At 64.5% G+C, this 12,899-nt stretch carries 12 protein-coding genes; 2 read left to right on the plus strand and 10 right to left on the minus strand.

The genetic code is table 11. The features are described 5' to 3' along the window. Nucleotides 1-159 precede the first annotated feature (159 nt). From mmsB to chvE, 3 genes are all read right to left on the minus strand, one after another. The gene (gene mmsB, locus GBJ34_RS08300; RefSeq protein WP_151718806.1) at nt 160-1,338 is read right to left on the minus strand and encodes a multiple monosaccharide ABC transporter permease; all 1,179 of its coding nucleotides are present in this window, start codon (nt 1,336-1,338) and stop codon (nt 160-162) included. Between the two features lie 13 nt (nt 1,339-1,351). Then, complete coding sequence (gene mmsA, locus GBJ34_RS08305; protein WP_151718807.1) at nt 1,352-2,872, minus strand: multiple monosaccharide ABC transporter ATP-binding protein; 1,521 nt, start codon at nt 2,870-2,872, stop codon at nt 1,352-1,354. 81 nt (nt 2,873-2,953) lie between these two features. Beyond that, nucleotides 2,954-3,976, minus strand: coding sequence for a multiple monosaccharide ABC transporter substrate-binding protein (chvE, locus tag GBJ34_RS08310; protein WP_226341116.1), 1,023 nt, complete (start codon nt 3,974-3,976; stop codon nt 2,954-2,956). Nucleotides 3,977-4,165: 189 nt separating this feature from the next. Here chvE and GBJ34_RS08315 point away from each other — a divergent pair, with 189 nt between their 5' ends. After that, on the plus strand, nt 4,166-5,095 hold the full coding sequence (locus GBJ34_RS08315) for a LysR family transcriptional regulator (RefSeq protein ID WP_151718809.1): 930 nt from the start codon (nt 4,166-4,168) through the stop codon (nt 5,093-5,095). Between the two features lie 44 nt (nt 5,096-5,139). Here the strand turns inward: GBJ34_RS08315 and GBJ34_RS08320 are convergent, their stop codons facing one another. Genes GBJ34_RS08320 through GBJ34_RS08350 form a run of 7 tightly spaced genes read right to left on the minus strand, consistent with a single transcriptional unit; the run spans nt 5,140 to nt 11,219 of the window. Beyond that, the gene (locus GBJ34_RS08320; protein WP_151718810.1) at nt 5,140-5,985 is read right to left on the minus strand and encodes an energy transducer TonB family protein; all 846 of its coding nucleotides are present in this window, start codon (nt 5,983-5,985) and stop codon (nt 5,140-5,142) included. Continuing rightward, nucleotides 5,982-6,398 (minus strand): TonB system transport protein ExbD, encoded by a 417-nt coding sequence (gene exbD / locus GBJ34_RS08325; RefSeq protein WP_151718811.1) that lies wholly within the window; start codon nt 6,396-6,398, stop codon nt 5,982-5,984. The genes GBJ34_RS08320 and exbD overlap by 4 nt, the downstream gene beginning before the upstream one ends. Nucleotides 6,399-6,401: 3 nt before the next feature. Next, nucleotides 6,402-7,475, minus strand: a complete 1,074-nt coding sequence (gene exbB, locus GBJ34_RS08330) for a tonB-system energizer ExbB (RefSeq protein WP_151718812.1) — start codon at nt 7,473-7,475, stop codon at nt 6,402-6,404. Nucleotides 7,476-7,499: 24 nt separating this feature from the next. Beyond that, nucleotides 7,500-8,279 (minus strand): heme ABC transporter ATP-binding protein, encoded by a 780-nt coding sequence (locus tag GBJ34_RS08335; RefSeq protein ID WP_151718813.1) that lies wholly within the window; start codon nt 8,277-8,279, stop codon nt 7,500-7,502. Nucleotide 8,280: 1 nt separating this feature from the next. Continuing rightward, nucleotides 8,281-9,327 (minus strand): FecCD family ABC transporter permease, encoded by a 1,047-nt coding sequence (locus GBJ34_RS08340; protein WP_151718814.1) that lies wholly within the window; start codon nt 9,325-9,327, stop codon nt 8,281-8,283. Nucleotides 9,328-9,345: 18 nt separating this feature from the next. Beyond that, nucleotides 9,346-10,194, minus strand: coding sequence for a heme/hemin ABC transporter substrate-binding protein (locus GBJ34_RS08345; protein ID WP_151718815.1), 849 nt, complete (start codon nt 10,192-10,194; stop codon nt 9,346-9,348). Further along, nucleotides 10,191-11,219 (minus strand): hemin-degrading factor, encoded by a 1,029-nt coding sequence (locus GBJ34_RS08350; protein WP_151718816.1) that lies wholly within the window; start codon nt 11,217-11,219, stop codon nt 10,191-10,193. The genes GBJ34_RS08345 and GBJ34_RS08350 overlap by 4 nt, the downstream gene beginning before the upstream one ends. Nucleotides 11,220-11,734: 515 nt before the next feature. Here GBJ34_RS08350 and GBJ34_RS08355 point away from each other — a divergent pair. After that, on the plus strand, nt 11,735-12,892 hold the full coding sequence (locus tag GBJ34_RS08355; RefSeq protein ID WP_151718817.1) for a phosphoserine transaminase: 1,158 nt from the start codon (nt 11,735-11,737) through the stop codon (nt 12,890-12,892). Nucleotides 12,893-12,899: the final 7 nt, after the last annotated feature.

The following is a 12,899-nucleotide window of genomic DNA, read 5'->3' on the forward strand; positions in this document are numbered from 1 at the left end:
GATGATAGATCGTGTCACGCGACGTCCCCCCATACCAGTGCTGCGACCGGAGCGGACGGGGCCAGGGAGCGGGGGTGAAGGACATCTGTGCCTCGGGAGGTAAGGGTAGGTTCCGGCCAAGCGGGGGCCGGGGCGGCAGCCACCGCCCCGGCCGCGTGCTCAGCCCTGCTTTTGCTTGTTGTAGACGTCGAAGAACACGGCCGCGAGCAGCACCAGCCCCTTGATGACCTGCTGGTAATCGATGCCGATGCCCATGATCGACATGCCGTTGTTCATCACGCCCATGATGAAGGCACCGACCACCGCGCCGATGATCTTGCCGGACCCGCCTGACATCGAGGCCCCCCCGATGAAGACGGCGGCGATCACGTCCAGCTCCACCCCGAAACCGGCTTTCGGCGTGGCGGTGTTCAGGCGCGCCGCGAAGACCAGCCCGCCAAGGGCCGCCAGAAAGCCCATATTCATGAAGGTGAAAAAGGCCAGCCGTTCGGTCTTGATGCCCGACAGTTTCGCAGCCTTCTCATTGCCGCCAATGGCATAGACGCGGCGGCCCAGCGTGGTGCGTTCGGTGATGAAGGCATAGACCACGGTCAGCGCCACCATCGAAATCAGCACATTGGGCAGGCCACGGAAGCCCGACAGCTTCCAGATCACGAACATGAGGCCCGCCGAGACGATGGCATTGCGCAGCACGAAAAACGCGGTCGGCTCATCCTCGATGCCGTAGCGGGCATTGCGGGCGCGGGTTTGCAGCCCCATCCAGATCAGCACGGCCACGGCAATGACACCCGCCGCAAGCGCCGTGACATTGGGTTTGCCGACCCCGAACAGATCGGGGATGAAGCCGTTCGACAGCGCCTGAAAGCTTTTGGGGAAGGGGCCGATGGATTGCCCCGCCAGCAGCCAGAGCGACAGCCCCCGGAAGACCAGCATTCCCGCCAGCGTCACGATGAAGGACGGGATGCGCCAGAAGGCCACGAAATAGCCCTGCGCCGCGCCGATCAGCGCGCCCACGGCCAGACAGATCGGGATGACGATCCAGACCGGCATGTTCCAGCTGACCATCATCACCGCCGCCAGCGCGCCGACAAAGCCCATGACCGACCCGACCGAGAGGTCGATATGGCCCGCCACGATCACCATCAACATGCCAAGCGCCATGATGATGATATAGCTGTTCTGCAGGAACAGGTTGGTGATGTTCACGGGCTTCAGCAACGTGCCATCCGTCACGACCTGAAAGAAGACCATGATGGCGATCAGGGCAAACAGCAGCCCGTATTCGCGCAGATGCTTTACCAGATAGGCGCCGATGCCGTCCTTGGCTGATTGGTTCATCGCTTGGCCCCCCTTATTCGGTCACGATGAGCGACATGATGCGCTCTTGCGAGGCGTCAGCGGCGGCAAGCTCGCCCACGAAAGCCCCTTCATTCATCACATAGATCCGGTCGCACATGCCCAGAAGCTCCGGCATTTCCGACGAGATCATCACCACCGCCTTGCCCTGTGCGGACAGTTCGTTGATGATCCCGTAAATCTCGTATTTCGCGCCGACATCGATGCCGCGCGTCGGTTCATCGAGGATCAGCACCTCGGGTTCGGTGAACAGCCATTTCGACAGCACCACCTTTTGCTGGTTGCCGCCCGACAGGTTGCCGACCTTCTGGAATACGCTTGGCGTGCGGATGCGCATCGCGGCGCGGTATTTCTCGGCCACGGCCGTTTCCCGATTCTCGTCGATCACGCCACGCGCCGAAACGCCGGCAAGATTCGCAAGGCTGGTGTTCTTGCGGATATTCTCATCCAGGATCAGCCCCAGCGATTTGCGATCCTCGGTCACATAGGCAAGGCCCGCATCAATCGCCCGGCTGACGGTGGAGGTATCCACGCGCTTGCCACCCATCTTCACCTCGCCAGAGATGGCGCGGCCATAGCTGCGCCCGAAGATCGACATGGCAAGCTCGGTCCGGCCAGACCCCATCAGGCCCGCGATCCCCACCACCTCGCCCGCGCGGACATTCATCGCGATATTGCGGATGATCTGCCGGTCCGCGTGTTCGGGGTGCCAGACATTCCAGTTCGCGACCTCGAACACCACATCGCCGGCCCGGCGTTCCCGTTCAGGATAGCGGTTCGCCATATCGCGCCCCACCATGTCGCGCACGATGCGGTCTTCGGTGATCTGTTCGGCATGGGCATCCAGCGTGGAGACGGTGGTGCCATCGCGGATCACCGTCACGCTATCGGCCACGCGCCGCACCTCGTTCAACTTGTGACTGATGATGATCGAGGTCACGCCCTGCGCCTTCAGCTCCAGCAGCAGATCCAGCAGGGCCTGGCTGTCGCTTTCCGACAGGGCGGCGGTGGGTTCATCCAGGATCAGCAGGCGCACATCCTTGGCCAAGGCCTTGGCGATCTCGACCAACTGCTGCTTGCCAACCCCCAGCTTGCCAACCTGCACGCCCGGTGCTTCGCTCAGGCCCACCTTTTTCAGCAGGGCCTCGGTCTGGCGAAAGGTCTCAGGCCAGTTGATGACACCGCTTTGCGCGCGTTCATTGCCGAGAAACAGGTTCTCCGCAATCGACAGAAGCGGCACCAGCGCCAGCTCCTGGTGAATGATGATGATGCCGCGATCCTCGCTGTCGCGGATGCCGCGAAACTGCGCCACTGCGCCGTCATACAGGATATCGCCCTCATAGCTGCCCGCCGGATAGACGCCCGACAGCACCTTCATCAAGGTGGATTTTCCGGCCCCGTTCTCGCCGCAGATCGCGTGGATCTCGCCCTTGCGGACCACGAGGTTCACCTGATCCAGCGCCTTGACGCCCGGAAAGGTCTTGGTGATGGCGCGCATCTCCAGCAGCGCTGACATGGCTGGCCTCCAAACTGGCGGTAAGGGGAGGCCGCCCCCCGGCAGGGGGAGGCGGCCAAAAGCATCCGGGAGGAGGATGCCTTACTGGATCTGATCCTTGGTGTAATAGCCCGAACCGATCAGCACAGCTTCCCAGTTCGAGGCGTCCACGCTGACCGGCTCCAGCAGGTAGGAGGGCACAACTTTCACGCCATTGTTGTAGGTCGTGGTGTCATTGATCTGCGGCTCGGTGCCTTTCAGCACGGCGTCGACCATCCCCACGGTGACCTTGGCCAGTTCGCGGGTGTCCTTGAACACGGTCGAATATTGCTCGCCCGCAAGGATCGACTTGACCGACTGCACTTCGGCATCTTGGCCCGACACGATCGGCATCAACAGATCGCCCGAACCATAGCCCACACCCTTGAGCGAGGACAGGATCCCGATCGACAGACCATCATAGGGCGACAGCACGCCATTCACATGTTTTTCGGTGTAATTCGCCGAAAGCAGGTTATCCATGCGGGCCTGCGCCACAGCGCCATCCCAACGCAGGGTGCCGACCTTGTCCATGCCGGTCTGGCCCGAACCGATGACGATGGAGCCATCATCGATCAGCGGCTGCAGCACCGACATTGCGCCATCATAGAAGAAATAGGCGTTGTTGTCGTCCGGGCTGCCGCCGAACAGTTCGACATTCCACGGTTTCACATCGGGGAAACGCGCTTTCAGCCCGTCGACCACGCTGGTCGCCTGCTGCACACCGACCTTGAAGTTATCGAAGGTGGCGTAATAGTCGACATTGGCGCTGTCGCGGATCAGACGGTCATAGGCGATGACCTTGATGTCGGCGGCGGCGGCATTTTCCAGCGCGTTGGACAGGGTGGTGCCGTCAATCGCGGCGATCACCAGCACATCCACGCCCTTGGTGATCATGTTCTCGATCTGGGCCAGCTGGTTCGGGATATCGTCTTCGGCATATTGCAGGTCGGTCTCGTAACCGGCCGCCTGGAATTCCTTGACCATCGAATCCCCGTCGGAGATCCAGCGCGCCGAGGATTTGGTCGGCATCGAGATGCCGACGGTTTCGGCGGCAGCCCCATAGGCCACGAAAGAGGCGCACATCGCCAGCGCGACGGCGACGGATTTCAGTTTCATGTTGTCTCTCCCTGACATGAGGCCCCCTCCGGTGCCCCGTCCTCCCTCGACCAGCGCGATCATGTCGACTCGGCTGACCTTGATCTTCTTCTAATTTGCATGTCCATGTCCGTAAAATTACTTTATATGTAATCCATATATCAACAATGGTATGTCATGATCCTGACGCTCAAACCCGCGCAGCTTCGACTGATCGTTGAAATCGCCGAACACCGGCAGTTGCAGATGGCCGCCGATGCGGTGGCGATGACCCAGCCCGCCGCCTCGCGCATGTTGGCCGAGATCGAGCGGATGGCGGGTGCGATGCTGTTCATCCGCCGCCCCAAGGGGATGGATGCGACCGAAGCCGGGCTGGTGGTGATCCGCCGCGCCCGCGCCATCCTGCGCGAAATGCGCAGCATGGCCGCCGAGGTGCAAGCCCTGGCCGAAGGATCTGGTGGCACGGTGCGGGTGGGCGCGGTAACCGGCCCGGCGGTGGGTCTGCTGGTGCCCGCAATCCATACGCTGAAACGCGCGGCCCCCGAATCCAAGGTCACGGTCGATGTTGCTCCATCGCGCGAATTGCTGCGGCAACTTGCGGCGGGCGAAACCGATTTTGTTCTGGGCCGGATGCTGCCCGAATTTGACAGCCGCCAGTTCGACGTGCATCCGATGCGCGACGAGAAACTGGCGCTGCTGGTGCGGCAGGAGCATCCTCTGGCACGATCCGCCTCGATCACGTTGACCCAACTGGCCGATTACGAATGGATCATGCAGGAACGCGGTGCCCCGATCCGCGAGGCGACGCTGGAGGCCTTTGCCGATATCGGCCTGAGTGAGCCGCGCAACATCGTCAACAGCCCGTCGCTGCTGTTCATGATCGCCTATCTGTCGCAGACCAACGCCATCGCTGCCATGTCGGAAGAGGTGGCGCAACTGCTGACAGAGGCCCCGGTCAGCGCCCGGATGGTGGCGCTGCCGATGCCACGCGAGATCCGCGTGTCGCCCTATTACCTGCTCAGCCTGAAACGCAGGCCGCTCTCGCCGGTCGCGATCCATCTGCGCGATCTGGTGGTGGCCGAGGCTGCGGCGCAATGGCCGCTTTAGGGCCATCGCATCCCAGACAGGTTTGACCGGCAGACAGGCCTGGCTTACTGCACCGTCACCGGCAGTTTCAGCCGGTCACCCTTGCCATCCGGCGGGGCCGCGACCGATCCCAAACGACGCGCCTGCGCCAGCACCGCATTGTCGATCTTGGTATTGCCGCTTGATCCCGCCAAAGTGATGCCGGTGATCGCACCCGATCCGTTCACCGTCACAAGCAGGGACAGGGTGAGGCCCTTCGCGCCAAAACTTTTCTTCTTCAGCTGGCGCGCCAGCTGACCCTGCACCCGGGCGTGCCATTTGGCCCGCTGCGAGGCCGTTGCCGCCCCTTTGGGTGCCTGTGACCCGGCACGACCAGCCTGGCTTTCCTGCGGCTTGGCCTGCGGTTCCGGCTTGGTCTCGGCCTTGCGGACGGGCTTGGGCTTTTTCTGCGGCTTCGGCTTGGGTTCCGGTTTCGGTTCGGGCTTGGGCTCCGGCTTCACCTCGGCCTTCTGCACCGGCGGCGGCTCCGGTGCGACCTGCGGCAGCGCGTCGGCCACCTCGGGCTTGGGCGGCTCGGGCGCGACCTCCGGCTCGGGCGGGGTATCCTGGGTCATCTCCGGAGGGGTGTCCTCCACCACCGGCTCGGGCTCCAGCTCATCGGGCAGATCGGTCGCCGCCTCGGGCTGCGGAACCTCGGGGATCTCGGCCAGTGCCTCCACCGGGGGCAAACTGTCCAGTTCCACCAGAACCGCGTTTTCAAGCGCATTGTCCTTGCCCGCTGTCAGGTCCAGCCAGGTGGCCAGCGCCGCTGTGGCCAGCACTGCCAAGGCGACGACCGAGGCCGAAACCAGCCAGAACAACGTTTCGGCCTTGCGGCGACCACGGACGAGGTATTCGCTCCAATCCGTCACGGTGACGCCTCCTCAGCCATGAGCGCAACCTGACGAAAGCCACCATCGCGCAACAGCGTCATCACAGCCATCAGATCCCCGTAGGAGACCGCCTTGTCGGCGCGCAGATAGATACGGGTTTCGGGCTTGCCACCTGCTGCCGTCATCAATTGCGCCGCCAGCGCCTCGCGCGGGATCGGGGCATTGCCCAGATTGACCGTCAGATCCTCCTGCAGCGTCACGATCAACGGCTCGTCCGGGCGCTCTGCCGGGGGCACCCCGGCCTGCGGCAGATTCACCGGCACATCGACCGTCGACAGCGGTGCCGCCACCATGAAAATGATCAGCAGCACCAACATCACATCGATGAAGGGCGTCACATTGATCTCGTGCGCCTCTTCCAGATCGTCATTCTCGCGAATACCGCCGGCCATGGATCATACCTTCCGATAGTCGAGATCGCGGCTCAGATGCCGCAGCACCGTGGCACCCGCATCGCCCAAGGCCTGACGATAGCCCGCGATGGAGCGCGCAAAGAAGTTGTAGATCACCACTGCCGGAATGGCCGCGATCAAACCGATGGCGGTGGCCAGCAGCGCCTCGGCGATCCCGGGGGCCACGACGGCCAGGTTGGTGGTCTTGGTTTCGGCGATCCCGATGAACGAGTTCATGATCCCCCAGACCGTGCCGAACAGCCCGACAAAGGGCGCGGTGGAGCCGATCGTGGCCAGAAGGCCGGTGCCGCGACGGATACTGGCGGTCGATTGCGCCTCAAGCCGTTCCACCAGTGAGGTGGCACGTTCCTTCACACCCGCATTGCCTGCCGCATCCAGCGCTGCGGCGGAGCGGCTCAGCTCATCCGCCACGGCGCGCGCCATGACCGAAACCGGATCGCGACGGCCCGACAGGCTTTGGGCGGCGGCGGCAAGGCTTGCATCGCCATGCAGCACACGGTGGCTATGGCGCAGGGCACGCTTGGCAAAGAAGATTTCGACCGTCTTGTAAAGCCAGACCGTCCAGGTCACGAAACAGGCCCAAAGCAGCGACAGCATGACCGCCTTCACCACCCAATGCGCCTGTTCATACATGCCCATCGGGGTCAGGTCATGGGCGACAAGGCCCGCAGCGGGGGCCGCAGGCGTGGCAACCTCTGGTGTCGCGGTGGTCATGCCCGGGGTCACAGTGGTTGCCGCCTGCGCGGAGGCCGCGCCGCCGGGTTGGGCTGCGTCAGCCAGCGCGACACCCGGCTGTGCCAACGGGCTTGCGCCCGTGGCTGTGCCGGTGTCTGCGGGTTGTGCGGTGGCCTCACCCTGCCCCGGCAGGCGCACCGGCGCATCCTCGGACACCGGGGCCACAGGTGCAGCCGGGGTCGCCAGCGCGGGGGCGGTTTCGGGGACCGCAGGGGCCGCCAGTGCCGGGGCCTCGGTCACGGGGGCCGCAGGCGGTTGGTCCTGCGCCATGAGCGGCAGCGGCAGGACAAGGGTGGCAAGGATCAGGGCAGGCAGGCGCATGGGCAAACTCGGATCGTCAAGGGTTCAGACTGGCAGAAGGCCAGCCATCTGGGGCAGGAACCAGCGGCCATTTTCGGGCGCGCGGTTCAATCGGATCGGACAGCGATAGGCTGAGCTCAAGGCATCATCAGTCAACACGGTTTCGGTCGGACCTTGCCCGACCAGCCGCCCCCCAGCCATCAGTGCGGTGGAGGCGGCGAATTGGGCCGTCAGGTTCAGGTCATGCATGACGGCAATCACGCCGCCGCCCTGACGGGCAAAATCGTGGACCAGCTGCATCACCTGCAACTGATGCCCGATATCGAGGGCCGCCACGGGTTCATCCAGAAACAGCCAGCGTGGCCCATCAGGGCCGGTCGCAGCCCCCAATTGCACCAGCACGCGGGCCAGATGGACACGCGCCTGCTCGCCCCCCGACAATTCAGGGAACAGTCGCGCCTCATAGCCCGCAAGGCCCACCCGCGCCAAGGCCGCGCGCGGATCGGTCTCGCGCCCGGCGCTTGCGGTCAGGCCAAGGCGCACCACCTCCAGCACGGTGAAGGGAAAGCCCACCTGCGTCGCCTGTGCTAGCACGGCGCGCAGCGCGGCCATCTTCCACGGCGGCGTGCCATCGACGGGCTGGCCGTTCAGCCTGGCCTCACCCGAAAAGTGCAGATCGCCCGACAGCGCGCGCAGCAGCGTGGTCTTGCCGGACCCATTCGGGCCGACAATCGCCGTCACCTCGCCCGGGCGGGCGGTGAAATCCACACCATGCAGCACGGGGCGGCGCGACAGGCTGACGGATACATTGCGGGCGATCAGCATCCTATGCCTCCCATCCGGATTGGCGCAGCAGGATCCACAGGAAGACCGGCGCACCCAGAACGGCGGTGATAATGCCGATGGGCAGCTCTGCCGGGGCCACCAGCAGCCGCGCCAGCGTATCGGCCCCGACCAGCAGCGCCGCCCCCAGCAGGGCCGCATTGGGCAGCAGGCGAGTATGATCCGGCCCGGTCGACAGGCGCAGCAGATGCGGCACCACGATGCCGATAAAGCCGATGCCCCCGGCGGCGGCCGTAGCCGCCCCGGTTGCCGCCGCCACCCCAAGGATGGCACGGGTTTTGATCTTCTCCACCGGATGACCGATATGTCGCGCCGCCGCCTCGCCCAAGGCCAGCGCATTCAGGCCCCGGCCAAGGCGCGGTGCCAGCAGCAGAACCGGCAGGATGAAGGGCGCGGCCAGCATCGCCTTGGCCCAGCTCGCCCCCGCAAGCGACCCCATCGACCAGAAGGTCAGGTCGCGCAATTGCTGGTCATCGGCAACAAAGATCAACACGCCGGTCACCGCGCCCGCCAAGGCGGCCAGCGCCACACCGGCCAGCAGCAGCGTGGCGACCGATGTGCGCCCGCTGCGCGTGGCAATGCGGTAAAGCAGCAGCACCGAAACCCAGCCGCCAGCAAAGGCCGCAATCGGCACCGACCAGGGCGAGACGAAACCGATAATCCCGCCCAGCACGATGGCCAGAACCGCCCCCAGCCCGGCACCGGCACCCACCCCCACGATACCGGGATCGGCCAGCGGGTTGCGGAACAGCCCCTGCATCAGCGCGCCGGACACCCCAAGCGCCGCCCCGATCATCAAGCCCAGCACCAGCCGGGGCAGCCGAATTTCCAGCAGGATCAGGCGGTCACGCGCGCTTAACGTCTCGCCGCGCAGCAGGGTGGCGATCACATCATGCAGCGAGACCGAGGAGGCCCCCAGATCAAGCGCCGCGACACAGGCAATCAGCACCAGCCCGACCAGAAGCCAGCTGGCCCGCAGCGCACGGGCATTGCGGTCTCCTGCAACCGGAAGGCTGATCTCTGCCACCATCGCGCCCGGCCTCTCCGATCACTGGCCGTAAAGGGCGGCGCGCAACTCGTTCGCGGCCTCAGGTGTGCGCGGACCAAAGCCCAGCAGTTTCAACCCGTCCATGCGGATGATCGCATCGGATTTCACCGCCGGGGTTTCTGCCAAGGCGGGCAGCGCCTTCACATCGTCATTGCTGACGGTGCGCGGCCCTTCGCGGTCCATCATCAGGATCGCATCCGGGGCGGCGGCCAGAACTGCCTCATCCGTCATCGGCTTGTAGCCTTGAAAGCCGGTCGCAGCATTGACGCCACCGGCCAGATGGATGATCGCCTCGGCCGAGGATCCCTCGCCCGCCGCCATCACCCGCCCGCCTTGCAGCGTCAGGATGAACAGCACACTCTTCTTCGTGCCGATCGCATCGGCCTTGGCGCGCGCCTCCGCCAGACCGGCATCGACCCTGGCGGCAAGCTCGGCCGCAGCAGTCTGCTGGCCAAGCGCCGCGCCGATCACCTCGATCTTCTTGGCGATCCCGTCGGGCGCAAAACTGTCGGGCACTACGACATAAGGCACGCCCGAGGCTTTCAGCACATCGACGGTTTCCGCAGGGCCCGCGCCCTCATCCGCCAGGATCAGGTCAGGCTCCAACGACAGCACGCCCTCGGGCGACAGCGCGCGGACATAGCCCACATCGGGCAGCGCGGCCAGACTTTCGGGGAAGGTAGAGGTGCTGTCGCGCGCCACCATCCGGCTGTCTTGGCCAAGGGCCGCCACGATCTCCGATACCGTGCCACCGAGGCCGACAATCCGCGAGGGATCTGCCATGGCGGGCAAAGTCAGCGCGGAAAACGCAAGGGCAGCAAAGGCAAGGCGTGTCTTGAGGCGGGTCATTCCGGGGCTCCGGGCAGGGTGTTCACAAGGTCATTCCACGGCTCCGCCGGCACATCCTTGCGCCAGGCGAAGATTTGCAGGATCAGCGCGCCATCGGCGTCAAACGCCTCGACCGAGATGGCATCGCCGGTGCGGGTCGGCTTGCGCACCGCCCAGGCCTCGGTGATGTGATCGGCGCGCAAGTGCAGATTGAAGCGTGGATCCATCACATTGATCCACGGCCCCATCGGCACCAGCTTTTCAATCCGCCCGCCATGGATCTGGATACAGCCCATATTGCCGACAAAGATCATCACCGGGATCGCCTGTTCGGCAGCCCCTTGCAGCGCCATATGCACGGCTTCGACAGACAGAGCCCGCGCCCAAGGGGCACCGACAATGCGATTGGCGCCAAGGCGGTTCATCTTCAGCCGCTGCACCATGCGCAGGAACTGGTGGGTGTCGGTCATGCGCGCCCATTCGCTGCGCAGTTCATCTGACCGGGTCACATCGGCTTTGGCGCTCGGCACGGGCGCACGCGGCGTCACCACCATCGGCACCGGATCGATGCGCAGCGCCGTCACCAGCGCGTCAAACGCCGCATGGTCGGAGCTGTCGCGCAGATGGATCTTGTGAACCGCATCGCCATGGGCATCAAAGATCTGCAGGCTGCGCTTCTCGCCCTCTTGCACGGCAAAGCCATGCACCCAATGCGCCGGAAAGATCCGCAGATCAATCTCGGACCCGGTGACCATCGCGGCATGGATACCATCGGTGTAGGGTTCATAAACCCCCACCCGCTCATGCACGGCAGAGCGGTTACGGGTCAGCGCCATCACCTCGCCCATGCGGCCCACCATCGGGATCAGCGCATCGGGCAGCGCCCGGATCGGCGTTACACCCTCACCCACATGCGCCGAGACAAGCTCACCTTCGGAAATCCCAATGCTTTCCGCAAAATCACGGGCCCGGGTCTTGCTGTCCTGAAGCCTGCGCGCACGTATCTCGGCTGCGGAAAGCGCGCGCGGGGCGGGGCTGTCAGCCATGGGGCTTCCTTTCGCGACAAGGCGGCGGGCGCTGTTTTGGCTGACCTTCTTCGAGGCTGGCGACACCTGCGCAACGGAGATTTCGGATCCGCTGCGCGTTCATATCAGCGAATCCCGACAATTCAAGTCAGAATACACCCAAGCCCCCTGCCCCGCTACCCGCATGGGCCGCAGCGAGGCAGTATAGGGTCCGCGCCGCCGCGTGACACTGGCACGTTCTGCGCAGGGGCCACGTTCGAAAATGTGGTCCGGCCCAAGCTGAGCCCCCCTAGCCCTCTACGCGCAGGGGCCACAGATCGTCTTGCCGCGCGGGGGTGCTGGTCGCCGCACCCTGCACCGCGCTACCCGCAGGGGCCGCATATCGCCCCGCCGCAAACGCGAGGCGAACTGGGGAAATTACGCCCCATCTCAGGAAAATAACGACACTTTTCCGGCTTGCGCGACTCTGGCAACTCCCATAAACACGGCGGCGGGACACCTCTCCCCAACGAGAGGCTTATATCTGGAAGGATACCATGGCTGATCTGATCGCCCCGGCAACGCGCCCGGCCAATCCGCGTTTTTCCTCTGGCCCCTGCGCCAAGATCCCCGGCTTTTCGCTCGACATGCTTGCTGATGCGCCCTTGGGTCGCTCGCACCGTGCGGCCATTGGCAAGGCGAAACTGAAAGAGGCGATCGACCTCACCCGCGACATTCTGGGCGTGCCTGCGGATTACCGCATCGGCATCGTGCCCGCCTCTGATACCGGCGCCGTCGAGATGGCGCTGTGGTCCCTGCTAGGCGCGCGCCCGGTGGAAATGCTGGCGTGGGAATCCTTCGGTGAGGGCTGGGTCACCGATGTGGTGAAACAGCTGAAGCTGGATGCCAAGGTGCAGAAAGCGCCCTATGGCGAGATCGTCGATTTCACCACCGTCGATTTCAATTCCGATGTCGTCTTCACCTGGAACGGCACCACCTCGGGCTGCCGGCTGCCCAATGGCGATGCGATCCCGGCCGATCGCGCCGGCCTGACCATCTGTGACGCAACCAGCGCCGCCTTTGCCATGGACCTGCCCTGGGACAAGCTGGATGTCACCACCTTCTCCTGGCAGAAAGTGCTGGGCGGCGAGGGTGGCCATGGCGTGCTGATCCTGAGCCCCCGCGCGGTGGAGCGGCTGGAGACCTATACCCCCACATGGCCGCTGCCGAAGATCTTCCGCCTGACCTCCAAGGGCAAGATTTCCGAAGGCATCTTCGTGGGCGAGACCATCAACACGCCTTCCATGCTTTGCGTCGAGGATTACCTTGTCGCGCTGAAATGGTCGCAAACCATTGGCGGGCTGCAAGGCCTGATCGCGCGGTCAGAGGCCAATGCCAAGACCATTGCCGACTTCATCGCGGACAAGGACTGGATCGCCAACCTGGCGGTGCGGCCCGAGATTGCCTCCTGCACTTCGGTCTGTCTGAAATTCACCGATCCGCGCATCACCGATGGTGCCACCTTCGCCAAGAACGTGGCCAAGCGGCTGGAGAAAGAGGGCGTGGCGTTTGATGCCGGCGCTTACCGCGATGCCCCTGCCGGTCTGCGGATCTGGTGTGGTGCCACGGTGGAGCAATCCGATGTGGCAGCCCTGATGCCCTGGATCGAATATGCCTTCAACGCCGAGATCGCGGCGCTGACTGTCGCGGCCTGAACCGCCG

The organism is Gemmobacter serpentinus (assembly GCF_008973825.1).
Lineage (GTDB): Bacteria > Pseudomonadota > Alphaproteobacteria > Rhodobacterales > Rhodobacteraceae > Gemmobacter > Gemmobacter serpentinus.